26 protein-coding genes are annotated in these 25,285 nt (G+C 70.1%); 8 read left to right on the top strand and 18 right to left on the bottom strand.

The window, feature by feature from the left end; translation table 11 throughout:
* Positions 1 to 46: 46 nt before the first annotated feature.
* Together G6N49_RS06790 and G6N49_RS06785 are read left to right on the top strand one after the other, a co-directional pair.
* A complete protein-coding gene (locus tag G6N49_RS06790; protein ID WP_011560615.1) occupies positions 47 to 355 on the top strand; it encodes a Rieske (2Fe-2S) protein in 309 nt (102 codons plus the stop codon).
* A 96-nt stretch (positions 356 to 451) separates the two neighbouring features.
* Entirely contained in the window at positions 452 to 1,135 is a 684-nt protein-coding gene (locus G6N49_RS06785; RefSeq protein ID WP_011560616.1) for a sensor domain-containing protein, read from the top strand.
* 15 nt (positions 1,136 to 1,150) lie between these two features.
* Here G6N49_RS06785 and G6N49_RS06780 read toward each other — a convergent pair whose 3' ends face one another.
* The 4 genes from G6N49_RS06780 to G6N49_RS06765 all read right to left on the bottom strand — a co-directional run bounded on the left by G6N49_RS06780 (position 1,151) and on the right by G6N49_RS06765 (position 4,650).
* Positions 1,151 to 1,543 carry a universal stress protein gene (locus G6N49_RS06780; protein ID WP_083045070.1) on the bottom strand — a complete coding sequence of 131 codons (393 nt, stop codon included), beginning with the start codon at positions 1,541 to 1,543 and terminating at the stop codon, positions 1,151 to 1,153.
* Between the two features lie 66 nt (positions 1,544 to 1,609).
* Positions 1,610 to 3,160, bottom strand: a complete 1,551-nt coding sequence (locus G6N49_RS06775; RefSeq protein WP_011856030.1) for a tripartite tricarboxylate transporter permease — start codon at positions 3,158 to 3,160, stop codon at positions 1,610 to 1,612.
* On the bottom strand, positions 3,161 to 3,667 hold the full coding sequence (locus G6N49_RS06770; RefSeq protein ID WP_011856031.1) for a tripartite tricarboxylate transporter TctB family protein: 507 nt from the start codon (positions 3,665 to 3,667) through the stop codon (positions 3,161 to 3,163). It abuts the gene before it with no gap.
* Positions 3,664 to 4,650 carry a Bug family tripartite tricarboxylate transporter substrate binding protein gene (locus G6N49_RS06765; protein WP_083045069.1) on the bottom strand — a complete coding sequence of 329 codons (987 nt, stop codon included), beginning with the start codon at positions 4,648 to 4,650 and terminating at the stop codon, positions 3,664 to 3,666. Before G6N49_RS06765 ends, G6N49_RS06770 begins: the two co-directional genes overlap by 4 nt.
* Before the next feature lie 57 nt (positions 4,651 to 4,707).
* Between G6N49_RS06765 and G6N49_RS06760 the strand changes: the two genes are divergently transcribed.
* Positions 4,708 to 6,327, top strand: coding sequence for a sensor histidine kinase (locus G6N49_RS06760; protein ID WP_083045068.1), 1,620 nt, complete (start codon positions 4,708 to 4,710; stop codon positions 6,325 to 6,327).
* Positions 6,320 to 6,982 carry a response regulator gene (locus tag G6N49_RS06755; protein ID WP_011560622.1) on the top strand — a complete coding sequence of 221 codons (663 nt, stop codon included), beginning with the start codon at positions 6,320 to 6,322 and terminating at the stop codon, positions 6,980 to 6,982. Before G6N49_RS06760 ends, G6N49_RS06755 begins: the two co-directional genes overlap by 8 nt.
* On the opposite strand, the gene G6N49_RS06750 is transcribed toward G6N49_RS06755, so the two are convergent.
* Entirely contained in the window at positions 6,969 to 7,883 is a 915-nt protein-coding gene (locus tag G6N49_RS06750) for a hypothetical protein (RefSeq protein WP_011560623.1), read from the bottom strand. The two genes, G6N49_RS06755 and G6N49_RS06750, sit on opposite strands and share 14 nt — an antisense overlap.
* 165 nt (positions 7,884 to 8,048) lie before the next feature.
* On the opposite strand from G6N49_RS06750, the gene G6N49_RS06745 reads away from it, so the two are divergent.
* Positions 8,049 to 9,257 (top strand): cytochrome P450, encoded by a 1,209-nt coding sequence (locus tag G6N49_RS06745; protein ID WP_011856036.1) that lies wholly within the window; start codon positions 8,049 to 8,051, stop codon positions 9,255 to 9,257.
* Here the strand turns inward: G6N49_RS06745 and G6N49_RS06740 are convergent, their stop codons facing one another.
* Positions 9,258 to 10,790 (bottom strand): phospholipase D family protein, encoded by a 1,533-nt coding sequence (locus G6N49_RS06740; RefSeq protein ID WP_083045067.1) that lies wholly within the window; start codon positions 10,788 to 10,790, stop codon positions 9,258 to 9,260.
* Between the two features lie 16 nt (positions 10,791 to 10,806).
* Here G6N49_RS06740 and G6N49_RS06735 point away from each other — a divergent pair, with 16 nt between their 5' ends.
* Together G6N49_RS06735 and G6N49_RS06730 are read left to right on the top strand one after the other, a co-directional pair.
* The gene (locus G6N49_RS06735) at positions 10,807 to 12,018 is read left to right on the top strand and encodes a serine hydrolase domain-containing protein (protein ID WP_011768283.1); all 1,212 of its coding nucleotides are present in this window, start codon (positions 10,807 to 10,809) and stop codon (positions 12,016 to 12,018) included.
* Positions 12,019 to 12,028: 10 nt separating this feature from the next.
* Positions 12,029 to 12,751 (top strand): type 1 glutamine amidotransferase, encoded by a 723-nt coding sequence (locus G6N49_RS06730; protein WP_011560627.1) that lies wholly within the window; start codon positions 12,029 to 12,031, stop codon positions 12,749 to 12,751.
* On the opposite strand, the gene G6N49_RS06725 is transcribed toward G6N49_RS06730, so the two are convergent.
* Positions 12,721 to 14,079: a TIGR01777 family oxidoreductase gene (locus tag G6N49_RS06725; RefSeq protein ID WP_011560628.1), complete on the bottom strand. Its 1,359-nt coding sequence runs from the start codon at positions 14,077 to 14,079 to the stop codon at positions 12,721 to 12,723. The genes G6N49_RS06730 and G6N49_RS06725 overlap by 31 nt on opposite strands.
* Positions 14,080 to 14,161: 82 nt before the next feature.
* Here G6N49_RS06725 and G6N49_RS06720 point away from each other — a divergent pair, with 82 nt between their 5' ends.
* Complete coding sequence (locus G6N49_RS06720) at positions 14,162 to 14,845, top strand: phosphoribosyltransferase (protein ID WP_011560629.1); 684 nt, start codon at positions 14,162 to 14,164, stop codon at positions 14,843 to 14,845.
* Here G6N49_RS06720 and G6N49_RS06715 read toward each other — a convergent pair.
* The 11 genes from G6N49_RS06715 to ftsW form a co-directional block, all read right to left on the bottom strand.
* The gene (locus tag G6N49_RS06715) at positions 14,842 to 15,249 is read right to left on the bottom strand and encodes a phage holin family protein (protein ID WP_011560630.1); all 408 of its coding nucleotides are present in this window, start codon (positions 15,247 to 15,249) and stop codon (positions 14,842 to 14,844) included. The two genes, G6N49_RS06720 and G6N49_RS06715, sit on opposite strands and share 4 nt — an antisense overlap.
* A 17-nt stretch (positions 15,250 to 15,266) precedes the next feature.
* Positions 15,267 to 16,085 (bottom strand): DivIVA-like cell division protein Wag31, encoded by an 819-nt coding sequence (gene wag31 / locus G6N49_RS06710; RefSeq protein WP_011560631.1) that lies wholly within the window; start codon positions 16,083 to 16,085, stop codon positions 15,267 to 15,269.
* 203 nt (positions 16,086 to 16,288) lie between these two features.
* Positions 16,289 to 16,579 carry a YggT family protein gene (locus G6N49_RS06705; RefSeq protein ID WP_011560632.1) on the bottom strand — a complete coding sequence of 97 codons (291 nt, stop codon included), beginning with the start codon at positions 16,577 to 16,579 and terminating at the stop codon, positions 16,289 to 16,291.
* Between the two features lie 97 nt (positions 16,580 to 16,676).
* The gene (locus G6N49_RS06700) at positions 16,677 to 17,339 is read right to left on the bottom strand and encodes a cell division protein SepF (protein WP_011560633.1); all 663 of its coding nucleotides are present in this window, start codon (positions 17,337 to 17,339) and stop codon (positions 16,677 to 16,679) included.
* 66 nt (positions 17,340 to 17,405) lie between these two features.
* Positions 17,406 to 18,170 carry a YggS family pyridoxal phosphate-dependent enzyme gene (locus G6N49_RS06695; RefSeq protein WP_011560634.1) on the bottom strand — a complete coding sequence of 255 codons (765 nt, stop codon included), beginning with the start codon at positions 18,168 to 18,170 and terminating at the stop codon, positions 17,406 to 17,408.
* Positions 18,167 to 18,871, bottom strand: coding sequence for a peptidoglycan editing factor PgeF (gene pgeF / locus G6N49_RS06690; protein WP_179967736.1), 705 nt, complete (start codon positions 18,869 to 18,871; stop codon positions 18,167 to 18,169). Before pgeF ends, G6N49_RS06695 begins: the two co-directional genes overlap by 4 nt.
* A gap of 21 nt (positions 18,872 to 18,892) precedes the next feature.
* Positions 18,893 to 20,050, bottom strand: coding sequence for a cell division protein FtsZ (ftsZ, locus tag G6N49_RS06685; protein ID WP_011560636.1), 1,158 nt, complete (start codon positions 20,048 to 20,050; stop codon positions 18,893 to 18,895).
* Between the two features lie 200 nt (positions 20,051 to 20,250).
* Positions 20,251 to 21,180 (bottom strand): cell division protein FtsQ/DivIB, encoded by a 930-nt coding sequence (locus tag G6N49_RS06680; RefSeq protein ID WP_011560637.1) that lies wholly within the window; start codon positions 21,178 to 21,180, stop codon positions 20,251 to 20,253.
* Positions 21,177 to 22,631 carry a UDP-N-acetylmuramate--L-alanine ligase gene (murC, locus tag G6N49_RS06675; RefSeq protein ID WP_011560638.1) on the bottom strand — a complete coding sequence of 485 codons (1,455 nt, stop codon included), beginning with the start codon at positions 22,629 to 22,631 and terminating at the stop codon, positions 21,177 to 21,179. Before murC ends, G6N49_RS06680 begins: the two co-directional genes overlap by 4 nt.
* On the bottom strand, positions 22,628 to 23,749 hold the full coding sequence (gene murG / locus G6N49_RS06670; RefSeq protein WP_011560639.1) for an undecaprenyldiphospho-muramoylpentapeptide beta-N-acetylglucosaminyltransferase: 1,122 nt from the start codon (positions 23,747 to 23,749) through the stop codon (positions 22,628 to 22,630). The genes murC and murG overlap by 4 nt, the downstream gene beginning before the upstream one ends.
* Positions 23,746 to 25,281: a putative lipid II flippase FtsW gene (ftsW, locus tag G6N49_RS06665; RefSeq protein ID WP_011560640.1), complete on the bottom strand. Its 1,536-nt coding sequence runs from the start codon at positions 25,279 to 25,281 to the stop codon at positions 23,746 to 23,748. The genes murG and ftsW overlap by 4 nt, the downstream gene beginning before the upstream one ends.
* Between the last annotated feature and the right edge of the window lie 4 nt (positions 25,282 to 25,285).

The raw sequence follows: 25,285 nt of genomic DNA, 5'->3' as shown, positions 1-25,285 counted from the left end.
GAGCCGAGGACCCGATGAGCGCTTGCGCGAAGAGCCGAGGATCTAGATGAGCGACGTGGAGCTCGGCGCGGTCGACGAGATCCCCGTCGGTGAGGGCCGCACGTTCACCGTCGACGGTGACCAGATCGCGGTGTTCCGGCTGCGTGACGGGTCGCTGCGGGCCGTGGATGCGGTGTGTCCGCACCGCGGCGGACCGCTGGCCGACGGGTTGGCCGACGAACGGGTGGTGGTGTGCCCGCTGCACGGCCACACGTTCGATCTGTGCAGCGGCGCGGAGGCGGGCGGGGCGGAACTCTCGGTGCGCAGCTACCCCGTCACCGCGGTCGGCGGGGCCATCCGGCTCAGCCGATCTTGACGGCACCGATTCGTTATCGGGAATTGCGGTGCATCGTGACCAGGAATCGCCGTCGACTTCGCCACATCGGCGGCGCCAATACAGCACCATGCTCATATGCGCCAATCGAGAGCCGCACTTGTTGTCGCAGGCGTCTGCCTTGTCGTCACCGGCTGCACCACGACGGTCAACGCCGAGTCCACCACACCGACCCGCACAATGATCCCGCGTCCCCTCGTCGAACGTGAGCTGCCCGGGCTGCTCCTCGAGCCCGAGGAGGCCTCCGCGGTGATGGGTACCACCGGTATGGCGCCCACCGGGACGGAGTCCGCAATGGAGGACAACAGCGGGATCATGGAGCCCCGGGAATGCCTGTCCATCGATGCCGCGGCGGAGGCGCTCGTCTACGAGGGCAGCGAATACTGGGCCGAGCGCGGTGTGAGCATGAACAACGGTGACGATTTCACCCACTACCTCAAGCAGGCGGTGGTGCTGTTCCCGTACCGGGAGAAGGCCGCCGCCTTCTACGAGGCCTCGGTTCACCAGTGGCCGGCCTGCCGCCAGTACACCCACACCCAGAGCGGGTCGGTCTGGGACGTCGGCAAGATCGTCGACGAGGACCACATCCTGAGCACGACGGCGATGATGCAGGAGGCCAAGGCGCCGGGCTGGGGCTGCGGACGCGCGCTGGCGCTGCGCAACAACATCATCATCGACGTCAACACCTGCAGCCCCGATCCGGCCGACTCGGCGGTGCGGGTCGCCGCCCAGATCGGCGAGAACGTGCGGGCCCAGTGGTAGCAGGGCGGTGCCGGATCAGCCCTCGTCCGGTTTGACGGCCAGCACCGGTTTCGGGCATTCCAGCAGCACCTGCTGGGATACGCTGCCCAGCAACAGCTTCCCCACCGGGCTGCGGTGACGCAGGCCGATCACCAGCAGTTCGGCATCGTCGCGCTCCATCGCGGCGAGCAACGCATCCGCGGCATAGACACCGACGGGTTGCTGCACCTCGTACGGCACCCCGCAGTCGGCGAGTTGCGCCTCGAGTCCGCTGACGTCCTTGGACTGGGCGAACGCGGCGTCGACGTAGGAGTCGCCTGCGGTGGAATTGACCACCAGCAGTCCGGTGCCGCGGCGGTTGGCCTCGGTGATCCCGTGTTCGACCGCCACCTCACCGAACCGGTCCGCGGTGTATCCGACGACAATCATGCCGTCTCCTCGCGCGAGCGCTCGTCGGTGATCATGCCGTCTCCTCGCGCGAGCGCTCGTCGGTGATCATGTCCGTGCCGCCTTCTCCTGTTGGTCCACATCGTCCTCCACGATGAGCAGAGTGTCCTCGCTACGGTGAAAGAGCTTGAGCACCAACGGGGCCAGCAGTAACAGCGCCATCAACACGTAGACGACGATCGCGACCGGTTCGGTGAACAGGCTCGTCCAGTCGCCGCCGCCGAGTTGAAGGCTCTGCCGCAGTTGGCGTTCGATCCGCGGCCCGAGGATGACCCCGATGATCAACGGCAGCACCGGGAGGCCGAAGCGGCGCATCATCAACCCGAGCAGTCCGAACACCAACAGCAGCGCCAGGTCCAGCGGTTGGATGTTGACGGCCAGAGCACCCAGCGTGGCGAAGAACAGGATGCCGGCGTACAGGTACGGCCGCGGTGTGCGCAGCAGTTTCGCCCACAGCGGGGCCAGCGGCAGGTTGAGCACCAACAGCAGCAGGTTGCCGATGAACAGGCTGGCGATCAGCGTCCAGATCAGCAACGGCTCCTTCTCGAAAAGCGTTGGACCGGGCTGGATTCCGTAGGACACGAAGGCGGTCAGGATGACCGCCGCGGTGGCGTTGGTGGGCAGGCCGAGCGACAGCATCGGCACCAGCGTGCCCGCCGCCGACGCGTTGTTGGCCGCCTCCGGTCCGGCCACGCCCTCGATCGCGCCCTTGCCGAACTCCACATCGTGCCCCGTGCGTTTCGCGAGCTTCTTCTCGGTGATGTAGGACAGGAACGTCGGCAGTTCGGCGCCGCCGGCGGGCAGCGCACCGAACGGGAAGCCGTAGGCGGTGCCGCGCAGCCAGGGCTTCCATGACCGGCGAAAGTCGTCGCGACCCATCCACGGCCGGCCCACCGGGATCACCTCCGCGGGGCGCCGCCGCAGGTGGGCGGCCACCCACAACGCCTCGCCGACGGCGAACACGGCGACGGCGATCACCACGATGTCGATACCGTCGGACAGCTGCGGTAGCCCGAAGGTGGCCCGCGGTTGGCCGGTGAGGAAGTCGATGCCCACCACCCCGATGGCCAGGCCGAGAAACAGCGAGATCGCCCCGCGCAGCTTCGAGGCGCCGAGCACCGCGGTGACCGCGACCAGCGCGAACACCATGATCGCCAGGTACGACGGCGCGCCGAGCGTGACCGCGAACCTGCTGATCGGGGGTGCGAAGGCCGCGAGCAGCGCAGTGCCGATCGCACCGGCGACGAACGAGCCGATCGCGGCGGTGGCCAGCGCCTGGGCGGCCCGGCCGGCCTTGGCCATCTTGTTGCCCTCGATCGCGGTGATCACCGACGACGATTCACCGGGGGTGTTCAGCAGGATCGAGGTGGTCGATCCGCCGTACATGCCGCCGTAGAAGATGCCGGCGAACATGATGAACGCCGCGCTCGGGCTGACGTTGTAGGTGACCGGCAGCAGCAGCGCCACCGTCATCGCGGGGCCGATCCCCGGCAGCACACCGACCGCGGTGCCCAGCAGCACGCCGATGACCGCGTAGAGCAGGTTCATCGGCGTCGCGGCCTCCGCGAAGCCCTGCATCAGCCAGTCGAAATTGTTCATCTACAGGATCCCGTCGAGAATGCCTGCGGGCAGCGGGATTCCGAGCCCGGAGTAGAACGCGTAGAAACTCGCCAGCGACAGCGCCAGCCCGATCGCGATGTTGCGCACCCAGTGGCGGTTGCCCAGCACGGCCACCGCTCCGGCGAACAGCAGGGTGCCGGTGATCACCCAGCCGAGTGGCTGCACGAGCAGGATGACGGCGACGAACAGCCCGACGAGCAGGCCTACGGTGCGCCAGTCGCTCGGCGCCTCCGGGTCGACGTCCTCGCCGGCGTCGGCCTCCCCCACCGACCCGCGCGGGATCGCGATCGCCAGGATCACCGCCAGCACGATCAGCACCGCCCCGACGACGATCGGGAAGGCCCTGGGACCCACCGGGTCGACCTTGGCGAATCCGGCGGTCAGGCGCAGCGCGTCGACGATCAGGAACGCGCCGACGGCGACCAGCACGGCGCAGATCAGGTACTGCGCCCGGTCGACGCGGGCCGGTTTGTCGGTGGTGGTCATACCAGCCCCAATTCGGTCAGGGTCGACGAGACCCGGTTGTCCTGTTCGACGAGGAACTGCTCGAACGCCGCACCGGTGACGAAGGCGTCGGTCCAGCCGTTCTTGGTCAGCGCCTCCTTCCACTGCTCGGTGCCGTGGAGTTCCTCGAGCGCGGAGATCATCGCCTGTTTGGCATCGTCGGAGATGCCGGGCGGCGCGAGGACTCCGCGCCAGTTGGCGAACGTCAGATCGATGCCGGACTCCTTGAGGGTGGGCGCATCGATACCCTCCACCCGTTCGTCGCTGGACACGGCCAGCACGCGGAGCTGGCCGGCCTCGATCTGATCGATCAGCTCACCGGGACTCGACGTCCCCGCGGTGATCTTCTTGCCCAGCAGCGCGGTCAGCAGGTCACCGCCACCGTCGTAGGTGATGAAGTTGACGTTCTTGGGATCCACGCCGACGACTTCGGCGAGTTCCATCGGGAACAGGTGGTCCGGGCCGCCCGGCGACGATCCGCCGCCGATGGTCACGTTGGCCGGATCGGCCTTCCACGCCTCGACGAAGTCACCGACCGTCTTCAACGGTGAGTCGGCGGGGACGAAGATCGCGCCCGGGTCCTCGATGAGCTTGGCCAGCGCGGTGGCGTCGGAGGCCTTGATGTTGGAGCCGTTGGTGTAGGTCGCACCGACCACGCCGAGGCCCATCGTCATCATGAGGTCGTCGTTCCCGCGCTCGTTCATCAGCCGGGCCATCGCGACGGTGCCGCCCGCGCCGATCACGTTGAACACCTCGACGCGGCCCGTGATGTCGTCGTCCTCCATGATCTTCACCGCCGTGCGGGCGGTCAGGTCGTAGCCACCGCCGGGGCTGTTGGGCACCATCATCCGCAGCCGGTGCAGACCCTCGGACTCGTTGCCGCGGGTCACCCCGCACGCGGTCAGCAGCACCACAGCCAGCACGATCACGGCCAGCGCCCGCAGGTTTCGTCTCACGGTGGTCATACTGGACCCGGAAAGTGACGTGAGTCACTCATTCGGAAGCAAAGGACGTTTTGGTCGTTGAGTTCACGATGGTCCGCGACGGTGCGCGGATTCGGTGCCCGCAGCCTGGCCGGACGGTTCCTGGTGTTCCAGCTGCTGGTGGTGGCGGTGGTGCTGCCGGCCGTGGCGGCGGTCTCGATCGCGCAGTCCACCCGGGAGTTCCGGGATACGCGCAGCCAACGCATGATCGCGGTCGCCGAGAACGTCGCGTCCACCCCGATCGTGCGGGACCGCTTGGCCGATCCGTTCGCCGCGCGGGTACTGGCGCCGGAGGTGGATCGGGCGGTGGCGCTCTCAGGTGCGGCGCTGGCGGAGATCGTCGCTGCGGACGGCACGGTGCTGGTGTCGTCGGATCCGTCGCGCGTCGGTAACCGGGTGGACCTGAGCGTCACCCGCGCCGACGAGGGCCGGGCCTGGTACGGCGACGACGACATCGACGGTGTGCACAGCTTGATCGGGCACGTGCCGGTGCTGACCAACCGGGGTGAGGTGCTGGCGATCGCGTCGGTCAGCGAACCGTATCCGTCGGTGTGGCAACTGCTCAGCGTGGCCGGTGAACGGCTCGTGCTCTACCTCGGACTGGCCGCGGCACTGGGGCTGGTGGCCTCGTGGCTGCTGTCGCGGCGGATCAAGCGACACACCCGGGGCCTGGAGGTGGCCGAGATAGCCGGGCTGGCGGATCACCGGGAAGCGTTGCTGCACAGCATCCGTGAGGGTGTGGTGGCCGTGAACACCGACGGTGTCATCACCCTGCTCAACGACAGCGCCCAGGAGTTGCTCGGACTCTCGGGGGCGGCGGTGGGCCGGCGCGCCGATGCGGCGGGGCTCGATCCGGCGGTGGTCGAATTCCTGCTCTCCGGTGAGGACGGCCGCGACGTCGTGATCGCCACCCGCACCCGGGTGTTGGCGCTCAACCGGCGCACCGCCTCGAGCGGGGGTGAGTGGATCGGTACGGTGACCACGATGCGTGACAGCACCGAACTGGCCGCTCTGCAGGCACAGTTGTCGTCACACAAGAGCGTCACCGACACGTTGCGCGCGCAGACGCACGAATTCGCCAACCAGTTGCACACCATCTCGGGGCTGGTTCAGCTGGGCGAATACGACGCGGTGCGGGATCTCATCGGCGAGTTGACGCGCCGGCGTGCGGAGATCAGCGACGCGGTGACCCGCCGGATCGCCGACCCCGCGGTCGCGGCGCTGCTGATCGCGAAGACCACGCTGGCCGCCGAGAGCGGGGTGACGCTGTGGCTCGACCCGGATTCGCATCTCGGCGCATTGGATCCGGCGGCGGCGACCGACGTGATCACCCTGCTGGGCAACCTGATCGACAACGCGGTCGACGTATCCGTGGGTTCGGGGGCGGCGCGGGTGAGCGTGCGCATCGACGACGCCGACGGGCTGTCGATCACCGTCGCCGACACCGGACCCGGTGTGCCCGAACATCTCCGGGAAGAGATCTTCGCCCGCGGGGTGACCTCGAAACCCGAGTCGCCGGGCGGTCGCGGGATCGGCCTGGCACTGGTCCGGCTGGTCACCGCCCAGCACGGCGGCGTGGTGGACGTCTCCGACCGCGCAGACGGTGGCGCAGTGTTCACCGTGCGGTTGCCGCCCAGCCGGGTGGCTGCGCATGCGTGACGTGCTGGTGGTCGACGACGATTTCATGGTCGCCGACATCCACCGCCGGTTCGTCGAAAGGGTGGACGGGTTCCGGGCGGTCGGGGTTGCCCGAACGGGCGCTGAAGCACTCACCGCCGCACGGGAACTCGCACCGCACCTGATTCTGCTGGACGTCTACCTGCCGGATATGACGGGCCTCGAGGTGCTGCAGCGGTTGCGGTCGGGCGGGGACGGCGTCGGGGTCATCATGATCACCGCCGCGCGGGAACTCGACACCGTCCGTGCGGCGCTCGACGGCGGCGCGGCGGACTATCTGATCAAACCGTTCGAGTTCGCCCAGTTGCGCGCCAAGCTGGAGGCGTTCGCGGCCCGCGCCGACGCCCTGGAATCCGCGACCGGCGCCGATCAGTCGCTGATCGACTCGCTGTTCGGCCGGCCCAGCGGCAACGAAGTGCTGCCCAAGGGTCTGGGCATCGAGACCGGGCGGCTGGTCCTCGACGCAGTGCAGCGAGCCGGCGAGGTGTCGGCGACGGAATGCGCTGAGCTGGTGGGCATCTCGCGGGTGAGCGCACGCCGCTACCTGGAGCACTATTTGAGTACCGGCGCGCTGGAGTTGCGGTTGCAGTACGGGGCGGGGCGGCCAGAACGGCGTTACCGGGTCAGCGCGGCATGAACCCGGGCCCGCCGAACGGGCTGACGAACTTGGCGCACGGCCCCAGCAGATCTGGGCGGAAGAACTTGGACGCGATGCACTCGCCGTCGACGCCGGGATTCTGCGCCGACACCGTGCTGGCGATGAGACCACGCACGTGGCGGTAGAGGTCGGCGCTCGTGGCGGTCGACAGCCTCGCCGCGAGGTCGTACATGTTCATCGAGGTGCCGGGAACCGGCTGACCGCCGCGCGCGGTGTTGGGTCCGTCCTTGTTCAACACCGCGTGGCACTCCTGAAAACCGGGCGGCGGTCCCGCGGGCGGGCAACCGTCGAGCGGGAACTGTGCCGAGTACAGGGCGTTGAAGTACCCGGTGTGCAGGTCGGCCGGGAAGGCACTCGGATTGCAGGCCGGGAAGAGTGCGGGAGCCGGCCGCTCCGGTTGGCCGGCCGCGATGTTGGTCTCGACCCAGTTGGAGTGGGAGTAGAAGTCCTGCTGGGCGTGCATCAGACCGCCGAACGCGGCACGGGCACCGGGACCGTCCCTGAGCGCGTTGGCGCCCGGCCCGACCGGCTGCGACCCGCGCAGGATGACCGGCGAGAGGGTGCTCCACGCCTGTTGGGCGCGGGCACAGATGTCGCCCGGGTTCTTCGCGTTGTCGATGTGACGCCACTGATCGGTGGCGAATGCATCGCTTCCCATGGCGCCACCGCCGGGCGGCGGCCCGTTGAGGATCTGCAGGATGGCGATCTCGTTGACCTGATCCGGCGGAAGCGCAGCGCGTGTGACGGCCGCGTGGTTGTGGATGTAGAACGCCTGCGCGCTCGGCGCGGACCAGCACATGCCGCCGACGAGGCCGGCCACGGCCAGCACGGCCAGTGGTACGCGTCGCAGTCGTCGCGTGATGGTGAAGGAAACGGACATGGGACCCCTCCCAATTTGCTTCCCCGACGGGCAGCGTTCTACCCGATGCGCAATGACAGCAAACCTGCGCGGTAAATGCCCGAGCGCGCCGACTGAGGTCGGTGGCTCACAATCTCAACCGTTCGGCCGATGCGCTCGTGACTGATCTTGAGGGACAAACAGAGCATGACAACACTCGACGTGGGGTTGCCGACGGTCGACTACGAGAACGAGGACGATCCGGAGGAGGCGCACCGCATCCTCGCGGCAGCGCGCGAGCGGGCGCCGGTCGCACTCGGCGCACACGGGCCCGAGGTCCTGACCTACGAGCTTGCGCGCACAGTGCTGCGCGACGACCGGTTCGCGACCCCGAGGGGTCTGGCTCTGGCCACCCAGGGCGTCACGTCCGGACCCGTATGGGATCGCGTCGTCGCCGGCCTGCTCAGCCTCGACGGCGAGGATCACCACCGTCTGCGCCGGCTGGTGTGCAAGGCGTTCACGCCGAAGGCGTCTTCGCGCCTGCGCGACACCTGCGTCCAGGTCATCAACGACCTCGTCGACCCGCACACCGCGGGCGGCACGGTCGACGTGGTCGCCGACATCGCGCGGCCCTACCCCATCCCGATCATCTGCGCCCTGCTCGGCGCTCCGGCACGGGACTGGGCCCGGTTCTCCGCGTGGGCCGACGACATCTTCAAGATCTTCAACTGGAACGTCGCCGAGGACGCCGACGACATCGAACGTGCGTGGTCCGAACTCGACGCGTACAACGACGCCCTCGTGCGAGCGCGCCGCGATGATCTCACCGACGATCTGTTCTCCGACCTCATCCGGGCCGAGGTCGACGGCGACCGCCTCACCCACGACGAGCTCCTGATGCTCGCCGGAGGACTGCTGATGGCGGGCACCGATACGACGCGCAATCAACTCGCGGCGGCCGTCGGCGTCCTGTGCGACCACCCCGACCAGTGGGGGCTGCTGGCCGCGAACCCCGCGCTGATCCCGCGCGCCGTGGACGAACTGATGAGGTTCTGTCCGGTCATCTTCACCACCATCCGCACCGCGCGCGAAGACGTCGAACTTCCCGGACTGCGGGTCCCCGCAGGCGAACTGGTCATCGTCAACATCGCGGCCGCCAACCGTGACCCGGCGGCGTTCGAGGACCCCGACCGGCTCGACGTCACGAGGGAGGGCGCCACCGCGATGCTCACCTTCGGCGGCGGCGTGCACTACTGCCTCGGCTCGCACCTGGCCCGGACAGAACTGGTGGAGGCGCTCACGGTGCTCACCCGGAGGATGCCGCATCCGCGCCGCACCGCACCCGAACGCTGGAAACCGCTCACCGGCATCAGCGGCCCGGCGACGTTACCGCTGGCCTTCGACGCCGGACACTGATCACCATTTCCCGCGTATGCGCGCCCGGTACGATCGGCCGTCCGGGTCGTACACCATCCGGTACACCGGTGCGGCCCACAGCCGCGTCAACCGCCCCAGCTGTTCGGTCCGATGCGGCCGCAACCGTCCCGGCGGCCGGGGACCGACCCGTCCGCCTTCGTACCATGCATCCAAATCGTCTGCGGCCGACACGATTTCACGTACCGCGTCGGACGGGTCGACGAGCCCCTGATCGTCTGCGCGGTCGAGGTGTTCACGCATCAACCGCAGCCGCAGGTCACGCGCGAAGACACCCTCGTCGTCGAGGACCGCGCACGACAACTCGCTGTCGTGGGTCCAGGACCGCCGGTTGAAGTTGTCACTGCCCGAGCACGCCCACACGTCGTCGATCACGCAGACCTTCGCGTGCACGTACACCGGTGTGCCCTCGTGGTTCTCGACGTCGAACACGTGCACCCGCTGCGGTGCCGCCTCCCGGCAGGTCGCGATCGCCTGCCACCGACCGACCTGATTGGGCGGCAGGGCAAGTCGGCCGTCCACGTCGGGATGTCGCGGTACCACGGCGACCAGATGTAGATCCGGGTTGGCGCGCAGCGCGCGGGCGAACAGCGCGGCCACCCGCTTGGACCACAGATACTGGTCCTCCAGATAGATCAGCCGGCGGGCGCGCGGCACCGCCTTGCTGTAGGCACGGGCGATGCTGCGTTCACCGTGCGGGGCGAAGTCGTAGGCGAAATGCGCATCCGGGTACGTGCGCAACACCTGAACGTTGTGCGGGCCGCACGCCGGTGGGTCGGGCGGCTGCTCGGGCAGCGGGTCGGCGGTCATGTCCGCGCCGCCGAACTTGTCCCGCAGCCACGCCAGCGGGTTGAGCATGTCCAGCGACGCCGGGTCGTTCCATCGCTCCCGGAACGTCGTGTCCAGCGCACCGACCACCGGACCGCGCAACTGCAACTGCACGTCGTGCCACGGCGGCCGGTCGCCGTACTGCTTACTCATCTGCACCGCCTGCGGGTCCCCGCGGTGCGATGCGTCGTCGCGACGCGAGTGGCACAGGTCGATGCCCCCGGCGAACGCCACATCCCGCTCCGGGGCGCCGGGATGGCGGATCACCACCAGCTTCTGATGGTGCGAACCGCCGATCCTGACCCGCTGATCGAGCAGCACCTCCCCGCCGGCCTCCTCGATGTGCTCGCCGAGATGGCGGTTCTCCTCCTCGCTGTAGGCCAGCTTGTCCAGATGCGACCGCCACACCAGACCCTTGACCACCACACCGCGTTCGGCTGCGCGACAGAACAATTCGCGAATCGTCGGCCCGTCGTCGCGCAACTTCTCGTCGGGATCGCCGCGCCAGTCGGTGAAGAACACGTGATCCCCGTCCCGCAACGCCTCGACCTCGGTGGCGAGGCGGTCGAAGTACGTCGCACCGTGGACGAGCGGCTCGACCCGATTGCCCGCACACCACGCGGGCAGCGTCGTATCCGGGTTGCCGCGCTCGTCCGCGGTCAGGAACCAGTCGGACACGTCCGCCATCTCGCTAGTATCGACCATGCCTGACCCCCGCCGCATCGTCGGCACACTCGCGGTGCTGCTGCTGGTGACCGCGTGCACGACGGCCGATCCCCCCGACCCTGGCCCCGATCCGCGGGCCGACGCGGTGATGCGGATAGTGAACGACACCATGGCCGACGCCCACCTGAAGGCGGCGATCGTGCGGGTCACCGAGGACGGTGACGAGATCGTCACCCGCGCCGTCGGCGAATCGATGACCGGCGTGCCCGCCACCGCCGACATGCACTTCCGCAACGGCGCGGTCGCGATCTCCTACGTCGCGACGCTGCTGCTGCTGCTCGCCGAGGACGGCACCGTGAGCCTCGACGACCGGCTTTCGCGCTGGCTGCCCGACGTACCGCACGCCGACCGCGTGACACTGGGTCAGCTGGCGCAGATGACGTCGGGCTACCACGATTACGTGCTCGGCAACGACGCGTTCGCCGACGCGGCATACGCCGACCCGTTCCGGGCCTACACGACCGACGACCTGCTCGACTTCGCGGTGCACAAGCCGCTGCAGTACGAACCGGGCACCAACTGGAGCTACGCCCACACCAACTACGTCCTACTCGGGCTGGCGCTGGAGAAGGCCACCGGCCGCTCCATGACCGACCTGCTCGACGAGAAGGTCCTCCGACCGCTCGGGCTGACCGGTACCCGCGCCTCGCTGACCGCCGAGATCCCCGAACCGGCGCTGCACGCGTACACCTCCGAACGCCGGCAGGCGCTCCGAATACCGGACGGCACAAGCTTTTACGAGGAGTCGACGTACTGGAATCCGTCGTGGACCATCACGCACGGCGCCATCCAGACCGCCACCATCGCCGATCTGGAGGCCACCGCCGTCGGCATCGGATCCGGCAAGCTGCTCTCCCCGGACTCCTACCGCCGCATGGTGTCGACCGACCTGCGGGGCCGCACCCGGGCCCAGCCCGGATGCCCCACCTGCATGCCGATGACCGACCGCTACACCTACGGGATCGGCATCGTGATCTCCGGGGACTGGTTGCTGCAGAACCCGATGTTCTCCGGGTACGGGGGTCTCGAGGCGTATCTGCCCGCACGCAAGCTCGCGATCGCCGTCGCCGTCACCTTCGCCCCCGAGGCGTTCGACGCCCAGGGGAACTACACCAACGCCGCACAGACGCTGTTCTCCCGGATCGCCGCCGAACTCGCTCCGGACGACGCGCCACCGGTACCGCGGTGATAATGACCGGGTGACATCCCGAGTCCTGTTCCTGTACAACGATCCCGTCGCCACCGAGGCACTGCTGGGTGAGGCGTTCGTCGACGCCGGTTACGACGTCGACACCTTCACCGTCGTGCCACCGGAGCGGGCCGCCAACCCCGCCGTCGACGTCGTGTTCCCCGACCCCACCGGCTACGACGTGATCGTGCCCCTGGGTGCGCGGTGGCCGGTGTACGACGACGCGCTGCGCCGCACCTGGGTCGGCGCCGAGATGGCGATGCTGCGCGAGGCGGCCGAGGCGGGCGTGGCGCTGCTCGGTGTGTGCTTCGGCGGGCAGATCCTCGCCCAGGCGTTCGGCGGGACGGTCGGGCGCGCACCGGCACCGGAGATCGGGTGGTACGACATCGGCACCGACCGGCCCGACCTCGTCTCGACGGGTCCGTGGTTCCAGTGGCATTTCGACCGGTGGACGGTCCCGCCGGGCGCGGTGGAGATCGCCAGGACGGCCGGCGCGTCGCAGGCGTTCCTGCTCGACCGCTGCCTCGCGCTGCAGTTCCACCCCGAGCTCGACCACGGTCTGCTGACCGACTGGCTGGCCGACGACCGCGACGGCGAAGCCCTCGCCTTCGGCCTCGACCACGACGAACTGCTCACCCGCACAAAGGAACTCGAAGGCGATGCGGCCACCCGAATCCGCGGACTGGTCGACGCGTTCCTGTCCTACGTCGGGGGGGTGCCCTGTCCGAGCTGATGGGCGAGCGCATCCGCGAGGTGGGGCTGGCGGAAACGGTGGCCCAGTGAGAGCAGTTTCGCCGGCGCCACCCGTTGGTCGGCCTCGGCCAGTTCACGGGCGCCCTGCGCGCCCAGCAGCAGCCGCGGGCCGGCTGACGGGACGGGCAGCACGGCCGGCCGGTGCAGCACCGCCGCCAGCGTTCTGGTGTAGTCGGCGTTGCGCACCGGCTCCGGCGCGACTGCGTTGACCGGCCCGCTCATCCGCTCGTCCCACAGCGCGTGGTAGTACACATCGAGCAGGTCGTCGAGCCCGATCCACGACAGCCACTGCCGCCCGGTGCCCAGCCGGCCGCCCAGCCCGGCGCCGAACAGCGGCCGGAACAGCCGCAGCGTCCCGCCCGCGGCGGCCTGCACGATTCCGGTGCGCACGGTGACCACCCGCGCTCCCGCGTCGGCCGCCGGCCCGGTGGCGGTCTCCCAGTCCGCGACGACGTCGGCCAGGAAACCGGTGCCCTGGCTGCTGTCCTCGTCCAGCACCTCATCTCCGCGGTCATAGCCGTAGAACCCGATCGCCGAGGCGCTGACGAAGATGCGCGGTCCGCCTGCGGCGGCCAGCTCCGCGAGCCGGCGGGTGGGCTCGATGCGGCTGTCACGGATCGCGGCCTTGTGCGACGCGGTGAACCGGCCGGCGATGGAGGCACCCGCCAGGTGCACCACGGCGTCCACACCGGTCAGCAGGTCCGCCGCCGGGTGCTGCGGATCCCATCGCCGCTCGTCCGGGCCCTTCGGGGCCCCCCGCACGAGCCGGATGACCCGGTGCCCACCGCTGGTCAGCATCGCGGTCAGCGCCGCGCCGACCAATCCGGACGCACCGGTGACGGCGACGACGAGTGGCCCGCGCCCGGCCGCGGCGGCGTCCCGGTGGGAGGCCAGGTCGTCGGCCAGTTGGCGGTGCCGGTAGACGAAGGTCGACCGCAGCATCGCTGCCGGCACGGTCGTGTCGACGCGGTCGCGTACCAGGGTGCGGCCGGCACCGGCGTCGGCGAAGTCGTGGGTGTGCCGCCACCAGCCGATCACCCGTGGCGGCAGCGACATCACCCCCCGCGACGACAGGGCGTCGACGAACCGGTACGGCGGGTCGTACCCGGCCGGGTCGTGCTGGGCGATCCAGCGCAGCCCGCCGGGCAGGCCCAGCACCGCCTGCCCGTCCGCCAGCGACGGCGTCTCGGCGACCACCGTCATCGGCTGCCACGGGGGCACCAGCCGGGGCATGGCGCCCGGCCGGGTGTGCCAGGCGAACACCTCGTCGATCGGGTGGTCGACGATGCTCTCGTACTCGATGCCCATGGTTCTCCCGTCACCGGTGTGCAGTCAGTATTCGGCGCCGCCCGGAAGGTGGATTGCCGCGCTGCGCGATGGGTACGCCCTCATGGCGATGAGCGGATGGGAACGGCTCGGCGGCAGGTCCGCCGGGCGCACCTTCCGGGACCGCCGCGACGCCGGCCGGGTCCTGGCCGAGAAACTGTCGGCCTACCGCGGGCGCGACGACGTGGTGGTGCTGGGTCTGGCGCGCGGCGGCGTTCCCGTCGGCTGGGAGGTCGCCCACGGCCTCGGCGCACCGCTGGACGTGTTCCTGGTGCGCAAACTCGGGGTGCCGCAATGGGAAGAACTCGCGATGGGTGCCATCGCCTCCGGCGGCGGTGTGGTGGTCAACGACGAACTCGTCTCCCGACTGAACATCACCGAGGAGGCCCTGCAGCGCGCGATCGAGCGCGAGACGGTGGAACTGCGCCGCCGTGAGACCGCCTACCGACAGGGTCGTCCACCGCCGGAGCTCACCGGGGCGACGGTGGTGCTCACCGACGACGGCATCGCCACCGGCGCGAGCATGCTGGCCGCGGTGCGCGCGGTCCGGGCATCGGAACCCGCGCGGGTGGTGGTGGCCGTTCCGGTGGCTCCGCCCTCGGCATGCCGCGCGGTCGACGCGGAAGCCGATGCGGTGATCTGCGCGACGACGCCTGCCGGATTCGAAGCCGTCGGCCAGGTGTATGCCGATTTCCACCAGGTCACCGACGACGAGGTACGGGACCTGCTGGCGACACCGACCCGCTAGCGGGTGGTGGGTTCCTCGGGGTGCTCCGAGCCGACCTCGTCCTCGTGGCGTTCGTCGAACGGGACCGCGCGGGTGTCGGCATCGGAGTCGGTGCCGGTGTGGTTGTCGACGTCGGGGTTCCGTTCGGCCGCCGCTTGGGTGTCGTCGGCCTCGTAGTCCCCGGGTTCGTCGGGATAGTCGGCGTCGAACTCGTCGTCCGGCGCGTGATCAGCGGTTCCGGTGGCGCCGGCGGTCTTCGCGGCGGGTGTGCGGGAGCGCTCGCGGACGGCGTCGACGATCAACAGGATGACACCGACCGCGCTGGCCGCAATGCAGACCCAGGCGATCACGGCATTGCCGGTGACCACGGCGGTCACCAGGGCGGCGAGCCCGATGACAGCCAGGACGAGCGCGATGATCAGCATCGATCAGCGCCGCCGCGTCAGTTGTTGCCGCGGTTGAATTGGTTGAAGCCGCCGCCGTCGTTGTTGGCGCTCGAATCCACCGGCGCGGCCGAACCCCGCTGACCCAACTCCTCGAGCTGCGATTCCAGGTAGGTCTTCAGGCGCGTGCGGTACTCACGCTCGAACGTCCGCAGCTGTTCCAGCCGGCCTTCGAGCACGGTCCGCTGCTGGTTGATGGTGCCCATGATCTCGGAGTGCTTGCGCTCGGCGTCGGCTTGCAGCGCATCCGCCTTCTCCTGGGCCTGCCGCAGCTGGGTTTCCGACCGGGTCTGCGCGTCGGCCAGCATGGCGTCGGCGCGCTGACGGGCCTCGGTGACCGTGGTCTCCGCGGTCTGCCGGGCGTCGCTGACCATCGCATCGGCCTGGGCCCGCGCGTCGGCGAGCAGCTTGTCCGATTCGGCCTTGGCGGTGCTGGTCAACCGGTCGGCGGTCTCCTGGGCCAGGCTCAGCACCTTGGCCGCGCGCAGTGCCGAGTCCTCGCTCTGCTGCGCGGTGGGCGCCGGCGCCGCGGGCGGCGCCTCGTACACCGGCTGCGGCGGCGGGGTCGGTTCGGGCTCCGGCTCGTAGACCGGGGCGGCCTGCGGCTGGGAGACGCCACCGCCGGACCGGGCCGAGGACAGCTCCTGGTCCAGTTCGGCGACCCGCTGACGCAGGTCGGTGTTCTCCTCGATCAGCCGGGTCAGCTCATTCTCGACCAGGTCGAGGAAGGCATCGACTTCGTCCTCGTTGTAGCCCCGCTTGCCGATGGGCGGCTTGCTGAACGCGACGTTGTGAACGTCGGCGGGTGTGAGCGGCATCGTCTGCCCCCTTGAGTCTGGACCGTCAACCGATCTCAAAGTGTAAAGCCTGCATGGATCGCAACTGGCGTCCATCCTGTCACACCAGACCCGGCGGTTGCAGCGGAGGTCAAATTTTAAGAGCGAATTTCAATTTCTTCCGCGTTCTTCCGACGTTCTTCGGCGCCCGGGGCGGCCCCGCGGCGATGGCCTGCGGGCCTGCGTCAGGCCGCCGCTCCGAACGCCAACTGCATACCGATGAACGCGACGAGCAGCAGCACCATGATCGACAGGTCGAAACGCACCGCGCCGATGGTGAGCTGGGGAATCAAGCGCCGCAGCAGTTTCACCGGCGGATCGGTCAGCGTCATGATCACCTCGAGCACCACGACCGTCAGCCCCCGCGGGCGCCAGTCCCGGCTGAAGGACCGGATGAACTCGACGACCACCCGCGCGATGAGCAGGAGCCAGAAGACGAACAGCGCAAAACCAAGGATTTCGAAGAACAGCGCCAACGGAAGCTCGACCTCACTACGGGCAGATATGTGACATTCGATACAGGTGAGAAAACAACCTCGTCAGCCTACCTGCCGGGCCGAGGCACCGCCGAAGTCACTGATACGCGTAGAAGCCCGCCTCGGCGATGCGCCGGCGCTCGTCGGCGGTGACGTCCACGTCGGCCGGCGAGAGCAGGAAGACCTTGGTGGCGACCTTGTCGAACGACCCGCGCAGCGCGAACGCCAGGCCGGCGGCGAAGTCGACGAGACGCTTGGCGTCGGCGTTGTCCATGGAGACCAGGTCCATGATCACCGGGGTCCCGTCACGGAACTTCTCCCCGATGGTCCGGGCCTCGCTGTAGTCCTTGGGACGCAGGGTCGTGATCTTGGCCAGTGGGCTGCCTTCCTCGAAGAGCATCGCCATGCGGCGCGGGTCCATCGCCAGGGCGCCGCGGGTCGAACCGCGCAGCGCACCCAGCCGAGGTGCCGGCCGCTCGAACTCACGCGGGCCGCGGAGTCGGGGGTCGAACCGCGGCTCGTCATACCCGCCGCGGTAGATCGGCGGTTCGTCGTATTCGCGCGGTGCCGGCCGGTCGTCGTACTCGCGGCCGGCGCGATCGATGTAGCCCTCCTCCTCGAACCGGTCCTCGCGGGGCCGACGGGCGTAGCCACGGGCCGCGCCGCGCTCCGCGCGGTCGTCGTCCTCGTAGTACTCGTCGTCGTAGTCATCCATGGGCGCCATACCGAAGTAGGCCTTGACCTTGTGCAGTGTGCTCATCGCGCGACCCTTCTGAAGACCGTCAAGCTGTGGTGTCTGTGATGAAGATGTGACTGGAGTGACTACTCAGGGTGACGTTAGAGGACGAGGTCCCATAAGCGCGGTTCCGACACGCACACATGTCGAGCCGTGTCGGACCGCCATCTCGAGATCACCGGACATCCCGGCGGACAACTCGAACCGCTGCCCGCGGCCAATCTCTTTGCGGCGCTGCCGCACCCGACGCCACTCCGACTGCAGACGCGCGAATGCCGACTCGGCGTCGGCACCCAGCGGCGGGATGCCCATCAACCCGACGAACTCGAGCGCCTCCGCGGAATCGACTGCGGCGCACAGCTGGTCGATCAGCTCCGGCTGGTCGACGTCGACCCCGCCGCGTTCGACGTCACCGTCGAGGCTGAGCTGCAGGTAGACCCGCAACGGCGCCGTGCGTACCCCGTCGCCGAGCGCGTCGCCCGCGCCCCGGTCGAGCGCGGCGATCAGCTTGGCGCTGTCCACCGAATGCGCGGCGTACGCCCAGCGCGCGACCGCCCTGGCCTTGTTGCGCTGGATCCGGCCCACCATGTGCCACCGCACCGGGTCGCCGGCGAACTCGCCCGCCAGTTCGGCCGCCTTCTTCGACGCCTCCTGCTCACGCGATTCGGCGAACTCGCGGCAGCCCAGCCCGTAGAGGATCCGGATGTCGGAGGCCGGGAAGAACTTGGTGACCGGCAGCAGCGCGATCTCGGCGACATCGCGGCCCGCCGCGTCCGCGGCGCGGGCGAGCCGTTCGCGCAGCGCGGCCAGCGAGGCAGCCAACTCGGACTCCCGGGTGGTGACCACGGTGCTCACTCCATCCACACCAGCGAGGCCAGCCTGCCGGTGGGAGCGTTGCGGCGATGGCTGAACAGGTTGCGGTCGGCGACGGTGCAGCGCGGGTCGACGTCGATGGCCGTGATGCCCAGATCAGTGAGCTGGCGGGCGATTCCGGCCCGCAGGTCCAGGCCGGCGGTGCCGCGTGCGGTGGTGGTCCGGCTACCGGGCAGCGCCGCCTCGACGTCGGCGGCCATCGCCTCGGGCACCTCGTAGTTGCGGCCGCTCACCGCGGGGCCGAGCAGTACCGAGATGTCCTCGACCCGCGCGCCGGCCTCGCACATCGTCTCCACCGCGCGCGCGACGACGCCGTCGCGCGCCCCGACCCGTCCGGCGTGGACGGCGCCGATCACCCCGGCGCGCGCGTCGGCCAGCAGGACCGGCACACAGTCGGCGGTGACGACGGCCAGCCCCAGGCGGCGGGTCGTGGTCACCAGACCGTCGGCGTCGTCGACCGGTCCGTCGTGCGGTCCGGTCACGCGCACCACCCGGTCGCTGTGCACCTGGTGCATCCAGACCAGGCGGCCGTCGAGCCCGGTCGCCTTCGCGAGGCGCTCGCGGTTGGCGGCGACGGCGGCCGGATCATCTCCGACGTGGTCACCGAGGTTGAAGGTGTCGTACGGCGGCGCCGAGACACCGCCTGCGCGGGTCGTGGTCACCCGCCGCACACGAACGGTCACGTTCCCAGTATCGAACCCGGGTCAGTGCCGCATGAACGGTGGCACGTCGACGTCGTCGTCGGCGATCCCGCCATCGTCGCCACCGATGCTGACGGTCGCGCCGTTGGTGTGCACCGGCACGCTCGCCGGATCGGCCGGCTCGAACAGCGGCGAGGCCACCTTGCCCGCCCGCCCGGGGGCGATCGGCTGGGTGGCGGCCGCGCTCGGGCTCACCACCGGGTTGCGGCTCGGACCCGCCGAGTCGAATCCGGCGGCGATCACGGTGACCCTGACCTCGTCGCCGAGCGAGTCGTCGATGACGGTGCCGAAGATGATGTTGGCCTCGGGATGCGCGGCGTCCTGCACCAGCGACGCGGCCTCGTTGATCTCGAACAGCCCCAGGTCACTACCGCCGGCCACCGACAGCAGCACGCCCTGGGCACCCTCCATCGAGGCTTCCAGCAGCGGCGAGTTGATCGCGATCTCGGCGGCCTTGAGCGCCCGGCCGTCACCGCGGGCCGAACCGATGCCCATCAGCGCCGTGCCCGCACCGCTCATCACACCCTTGACGTCGGCGAAGTCGACGTTGATCAGACCGGGCGTGGTGATCAGGTCGGTGATGCCCTGCACACCGTTGAGGAGCACCTCGTCGGCGCTGCGGAACGCGTCCATGAGCGAGACCGCGGCGTCGCCCATCTGCAGCAGCCGGTCGTTGGGGATGACGATCAGCGTGTCGCAGCTCTCGCGCAGCGACTGGATGCCGTTCTCGGCCTGGTTGCTGCGCCGCTTGCCCTCGAACGAGAACGGTCGCGTCACCACGCCGACGGTCAGCGCGCCGAGCTTGCGCGCGATCGAGGCCACCACCGGCGCACCGCCGGTGCCGGTGCCGCCGCCCTCGCCGGCGGTGACGAACACCATGTCGGCGCCCCGCAGGAGCTCCTCGATGTCGTCCTTGGCGTCCTCGGCGGCCTTGCGGCCCACCTCCGGATCGGCCCCCGCCCCGAGGCCGCGGGTCGAGTCCCGCCCGACGTCGAGCTTGACGTCCGCATCGCTCATCAACAACGCCTGCGCGTCGGTGTTGATCGCGATGAACTCGACGCCCTTGAGTCCCTGTTCGATCATCCGGTTGACGGCGTTGACGCCACCGCCGCCGATGCCGACGACCTTGATGACGGCGAGGTAGTTGTGCGGCGGGGTCATCGCTCTACCTTCTTCGCGCAAGCGCTCATGAGCGTTGCCTTTCTGCTGCCTGGTTGCCAGTACTCATGCGAAGCCTTCCCGCAAACCCTCAACCTCAACCACAGGCTTAGAGTTATGTCAAGTAGTTCCGCGCAACCAGAACGGTAGGGCGACGCTGCCGATCAACCATGCAGGCGCGCCGACGGTGTCGGCACGAATTTCTACTTGACCGTGGGCAAATCGGGGCTGGAAACGTCGTACGTGCGACCCGGTTGGGTGAGCAGTGCGGCCAGCTTGAGGGCCTTCTCGTCGGTGCGGTCGGTGGTCCCCCACACCACCACCCTTCCGTCGACCAGCGTCAGCGTGATCGATGCCACCGACGGCGCGGCGATGCGCCCCACCTGTCCGGCGACCTCCGGCGGCAGCGCCAGCATGACCTGCAGCGCCGCCTCGGTCGCCGGATCGTTGGGTCCCGGCGTCGCCGTCTCCAGGTACGGCAGGTTCGGCGGCGGCGGTGCGGTCGCGAAGTCGACGCCGTCCCGGTCGAACAGGTGCGGGCCGTCGGGATAGTCCTTCACCACCACCGGCACCCGCTCGACGACGGTGATCCGCAGCGAGGACGGGTACTCGCGCTGCACCCGCGCACTGGCGACCCGCCGGATCGTCGCGACGCGTTCGGCGACAGCGTCGGTGTCGACCTGCAGCAGCGGGGTGCCCGGCACCACCGCGGCGGCGCCAAGCACCTCTTCCTGGGGTATCGCCTCCAGACCGACGACGACGATGTCGCGCACCGACATGATCGGGGTGAAGTAGAGGAGCAACCCGACACCGACCGCGGCGACGGAGAGCAGGGCCGACCACACCAGCACCTTCAGACCGCGCACCGCGCGTCGCGGAATCGGCGTCGCCTCACGGACCGGACCGCTGGTCGCCCTGCGCTTGGCCTCGCGGCGGGCCTCCTCGATCGCCATCGCGCGGTCCTTCACCGCGCGGCGCTGCTCACGTTCGCGCCGGGCGCGGCGGCGGGGTCCCTCGCGGTCCTCCTCGTCGTCGGCGGACGGCGCCGGCGCGGTCGGGTCCTCGGCCGGTGGGGCCGCCGGCGGCGGGGTGGGTTCCTCCGGCGGCTCGGGGTTCTCCGGAGGCACCGTCATCGCGCGCCGGCCCCCGGGACGGTCCGGTTCGCCCTGGCCTGCAGCGCCGCGATGATCTCCGGACCCAGCATCGTCACGTCACCCGCGCCCATGGTCACGACCACGTCGCCGGGCCGCACCGCACCGGCGACCTGCGCGGCCACCGCGGAGAAGTCGGGCACATAGGTGACCGGCACGCCGACGTGCTCGACGATGCTGGCCCCGCTCACCCCGGCGATCGGCTGTTCCCGGGCGCCGTAGACGTCGAGCACGAACACCAGGTCGGCCGCGCTCAGCGCGGCGCCGAACTCGCGCGCGAACGTCTCGGTCCTCGAGTACAGATGCGGCTGGAACACCACCACCGCGCGCCCGTCGCCGGCCTGATCGGTGACCGCGCGCAGCGCCGCCAGCGTCGCCGCGACCTCGGTCGGGTGGTGGGCGTAGTCATCGAAGACCCGGACCCCGGTCGCCGTCCCGACCAGTTCGAAGCGGCGGCGCACCCCCTCGAATCCGGCCAGCCCGTCGAGCACGGTGTCGGGGTCGGCCCCGACCTGCAGCGCGGCCAGCAGCGCGCCCAGCGCGTTGAGCGCCATGTGGCGGCCCGGCACCGAGAGCCGCATCGCCCGCGGGGCGCTCTCCCCCGCCAGCTGGATGTGGGCCACCGCACCGGTCCCCTGCTGCTCCCAGCCGACCAGCGCACCGGCGAGGTCCCGACCGCCGGCCGAACCGTAGCGCAACACCCGAACACCAAGGGCCGCAGTGCGTTCGGCGAGCGCGGCGGAGCCGGGATCGTCGACGCACGCGATCAGCGCCCCACCCGGGGTGAGCCGCTCGACGAACGCGTCGAACACCGCGGTGTAGGCCTCGGCGCTGCCGAAGAAGTCCAAATGGTCGGCTTCGATGTTGGTGACCACGGCGACATCGGGGGTGTATTCGAGCAGCGAACCGTCGCTCTCGTCGGCCTCGGCCACGAAGCACTCGCCGCTGCCGTGGTGGGCGTTGGTGCCCGCCTCGCCGAGGTCACCGCCGACGGCGAAGCTCGGGTCGAAACCGCAGTGCTGCAGGGCGACGATGAGCATCGAGGTGGTCGTGGTCTTGCCGTGGGTGCCGGTCACCATCAGCGTGGTGTGCCCGGCCATCAGCTTGGCCAGCACGACCGGCCGCAGGACGATCGGGATCGCCCGCCGCCGCGCCTCGACCAGTTCGGGATTGGTCTTCGGGATCGCCGCGTGCGTGGTGACGACGGCGGTCGGCCCGCCCGGCAGCAGGTCGAGCGACGAGGCGTCATGGCCGATCCGGATGGCCGCTCCGCGGGCGCGCAGCGCAACCACGGCGCGGGATTCCTTGGCGTCGGAACCGGAGACCATCGCCCCGCGGTCGAGCAGGATGCGCGCGATGCCCGACATTCCCGCGCCCCCGATGCCGACCATGTGGACCCGGCGCAGTTCGTCGGGCAGGGGTGGGGTGCTCACCGCACCCCCTTCCGCCCGCCGGCCGCTTCGCGCGCCACGTCGAGCGCCACGTGGGCGACGTGCCGGGCCGCATCCCGGTGCCCGGACAGCGCGGCTCCCGCGGTCATGGTCTGCAGTCGCCCGGTGTCGGTGAGCAGCGGGACGACCGTGTCGGCGACGAACTGCGGTGACAGGTCGGCGTCGTCGACCACCAGGCCGCCGCCCGTCTCGACGACCGGCCGGGCGTTGAGCCGCTGTTCACCGTTGCCGATCGGCAGCGGCACGTACACCGCGGGGAGCCCGACCGCGGTCACCTCGGCCACGGTCATCGCCCCGGACCGGCAGATCGCCAGGTCGGCGGCCGCATACGCCAGGTCCATCCGGCTCAGATACGGCACCGCGACATACGGCGGATCCCCCGGCGCCGGGTCCGGCAGCTCGAGGGTGTTCTTCGCCCCGTACGCGTGCAGCACCGAAATCCCCGCTGCAGCAAGCGCTTTCGCTGCGCCGGAGACGACGTTGTTGAGGGAGCGGGCGCCCTGCGACCCGCCGAACACCAACAGGACGCGGGCGTCGTCGGCGAATCCGAAGTGGGCGCGCGCCTCGGCACGCAGTGCGGCGCGGTCCAGTTCGGTGATGCTCGAACGCACCGGCGTACCGACCACCTCCACCCGGCCCAGGCCGGGGTCGGCCACGGCGGACAGCACCCGGCGGGCGAACCGGGCGCCGACCTTGTTGGCCAGACCCGCGCTGGCATTGGCCTCGTGGACGACGATGGGCACCCTGTTGCGCCGGGCGGCCAGGTACGCGGGCAGCGCCACGTAACCGCCGAACCCGATCACGACGTCGGCGTGCACGGTGTCGAGGATTTCGCGGGTCTCCCGCACGGCCCGGCGCACGCGCATCGGCAACCGGGCGAGATCACCCGACAGTTTGCGGGGCAGCGGGACCGGCGTGATCAGTTCCAGGGCGTAGCCGCGCTCGGGAACCAGTCGCGTCTCCAGCCCCCGCTCGGTGCCGAGTGCGGTGATCCGCACCCCGGGCTCCAGCGCGGCCAGCGCGTCGGCGACGGCCATCGCCGGTTCGACGTGCCCCGCGGTTCCGCCGCCGGCGAGGAGGACCGAGATGGTGCCGTTCACCCGTAACGTTGACCTTCCCTGGGGCGGGCTCGCCGGCCCTGTTGGCCCCGCCGACCCTGTTGATCCTGACCGGTCCGGCGCGTTGCCGACCGCTGACCGCCTACATGATGCCTTGAGCCCCGCACCCGGTCCTCAGCCGCGGGGGGTTTGGGCCGCCGGGGCGCGCGCGCCGGTTTGGCCGCCCGTGGCGCGGCCGGTTTGCCCGGCCGCGAGCGCAACCGGTCGCGCACCGCCTCCAGCGGGGTGGGCACGTACGGCTCGGGCGGCGGCAGCCGCAGCAACCGGTTGACCCGGTCGTCGCGGCCGGCCCGCAGCGCGGCCACGGCATCGGGTTCGTGGCGTGCGGCGTTGGTGATCAGGCCCATCATGAGCAGCGTCGTCGCGGTCGACGTCCCGCCCGCGGAGATCAGCGGCAGCTGCAGTCCGGTGACGGGCAGCAACCCCACCACGTAGCCGACGTTGATGAACACCTGGCCGAGCACCCATGTCGTCGCGGTGGCGGTCAGCAGTCGCAGGAACGGATCGGCCGAGCGGCGCGCGATGCGCATTCCGGTGTAGGCGAACAGCCCGAACAGGGCGAGCAGGCCGGCCGCGCCGACGAATCCGAGTTCCTCGCCGATGATCGCGAAGATGAAGTCGTTGTGCGCGTTGGGCAGGTAGTTCCACTTCGCGGTGCCCTGCCCCAGCCCGTCGCCGAACACGCCGCCGTTGGCGAGCGCGAACTTCGCCTGCCGGGCCTGATAGCCCGAGCCCTGCGCATCGGCGCTGGGATCGAGCCAGGACTGCACGCGAGCTGAGCGGTAGCCCTCCGCCATGGCAAGCACGGCCGCCGACACCATCACCGCGAACAGCGAGGACAGGAACACCTTCAGCGGCAGGCCGGCATACCACAGCAGGGCGAGCAGGATGATGCCCAGCGACACCGTCTGGCCGAGGTCGGGCTGGGCGACGATCAACGCCAGCGCGATGACCGCCGCTGGCACCAACGGGACGAGCATCTCGCGCAGGGTGGCCCGCTCCATGCGCCGCGCCGCCAGCAGGTGCGCACCCCAGATCGCGAACGCGATCTTCGCCAGCTCCGAGGGCTGCATGGAGAACCCGGCCACCACGAACCAGCCGCGCGACCCGTTGGCGACCTTGCCGATACCCGGGATCAACACCAGGATCAGCAGCACGATCGTGAACGCGAAGCCGGGGAAGGCCAAGCGTCGCAACGTCTTCACCGGCATCCGCAGCGCCGCGTAGAACGCGACGAGCCCGACCACCGTCCACAGCACCTGTTTGGCGAACACCGACCAGGGTGAGCCGTCGGAGTCGTAGGAGTACACACCGGATGCCGAGAGCACCATGGTCAGCCCGAGCGTGATCAGCAGGGCGGTGACGGCGATGATCAGGTGGAACGACGTCATCGGCCGGCCGAGCCAGGCCGCGAAGCGGGTGTGGGACACCGTGGGGGGTTGGGCGGCCCTCGGCGGTTCGTCGGCGCCGGGGCCGGCCGCCTTACCGCGCAACCGGGCCAGGATCGTCGCCACGGCG

Source organism: Mycolicibacterium monacense, assembly GCF_010731575.1.
Lineage (GTDB): Bacteria > Actinomycetota > Actinomycetes > Mycobacteriales > Mycobacteriaceae > Mycobacterium > Mycobacterium monacense.
The sequence above is the reverse complement of the archived record's forward strand: the minus strand, read 5'-3'. Positions and strand labels throughout refer to the sequence as shown.

What these genes read in the sequence shown, in the direction of transcription:
- G6N49_RS06790 (WP_011560615.1), top strand. Translation starts at nt 47, where the DNA reads ATGAGCGACGTGGAGCTCGGCGCGGTCGACGAGATCCCCGTCGGTGAG.
- G6N49_RS06785 (WP_011560616.1), top strand. Translation starts at nt 452, where the DNA reads ATGCGCCAATCGAGAGCCGCACTTGTTGTCGCAGGCGTCTGCCTTGTC.
- G6N49_RS06780 (WP_083045070.1), bottom strand. Translation starts at nt 1,543, where the DNA reads ATGATTGTCGTCGGATACACCGCGGACCGGTTCGGTGAGGTGGCGGTC.
- G6N49_RS06775 (WP_011856030.1), bottom strand. Translation starts at nt 3,160, where the DNA reads ATGAACAATTTCGACTGGCTGATGCAGGGCTTCGCGGAGGCCGCGACG.
- G6N49_RS06770 (WP_011856031.1), bottom strand. Translation starts at nt 3,667, where the DNA reads ATGACCACCACCGACAAACCGGCCCGCGTCGACCGGGCGCAGTACCTG.
- G6N49_RS06765 (WP_083045069.1), bottom strand. Translation starts at nt 4,650, where the DNA reads ATGACCACCGTGAGACGAAACCTGCGGGCGCTGGCCGTGATCGTGCTG.
- G6N49_RS06755 (WP_011560622.1), top strand. Translation starts at nt 6,320, where the DNA reads ATGCGTGACGTGCTGGTGGTCGACGACGATTTCATGGTCGCCGACATC.
- G6N49_RS06750 (WP_011560623.1), bottom strand. Translation starts at nt 7,883, where the DNA reads ATGTCCGTTTCCTTCACCATCACGCGACGACTGCGACGCGTACCACTG.
- G6N49_RS06745 (WP_011856036.1), top strand. Translation starts at nt 8,049, where the DNA reads ATGACAACACTCGACGTGGGGTTGCCGACGGTCGACTACGAGAACGAG.
- G6N49_RS06740 (WP_083045067.1), bottom strand. Translation starts at nt 10,790, where the DNA reads ATGGCGGACGTGTCCGACTGGTTCCTGACCGCGGACGAGCGCGGCAAC.
- G6N49_RS06735 (WP_011768283.1), top strand. Translation starts at nt 10,807, where the DNA reads ATGCCTGACCCCCGCCGCATCGTCGGCACACTCGCGGTGCTGCTGCTG.
- G6N49_RS06725 (WP_011560628.1), bottom strand. Translation starts at nt 14,079, where the DNA reads ATGGGCATCGAGTACGAGAGCATCGTCGACCACCCGATCGACGAGGTG.
- G6N49_RS06720 (WP_011560629.1), top strand. Translation starts at nt 14,162, where the DNA reads ATGGCGATGAGCGGATGGGAACGGCTCGGCGGCAGGTCCGCCGGGCGC.
- G6N49_RS06715 (WP_011560630.1), bottom strand. Translation starts at nt 15,249, where the DNA reads ATGCTGATCATCGCGCTCGTCCTGGCTGTCATCGGGCTCGCCGCCCTG.
- wag31 (WP_011560631.1), bottom strand. Translation starts at nt 16,085, where the DNA reads ATGCCGCTCACACCCGCCGACGTTCACAACGTCGCGTTCAGCAAGCCG.
- G6N49_RS06700 (WP_011560633.1), bottom strand. Translation starts at nt 17,339, where the DNA reads ATGAGCACACTGCACAAGGTCAAGGCCTACTTCGGTATGGCGCCCATG.
- ftsZ (WP_011560636.1), bottom strand. Translation starts at nt 20,050, where the DNA reads ATGACCCCGCCGCACAACTACCTCGCCGTCATCAAGGTCGTCGGCATC.
- G6N49_RS06680 (WP_011560637.1), bottom strand. Translation starts at nt 21,180, where the DNA reads ATGACGGTGCCTCCGGAGAACCCCGAGCCGCCGGAGGAACCCACCCCG.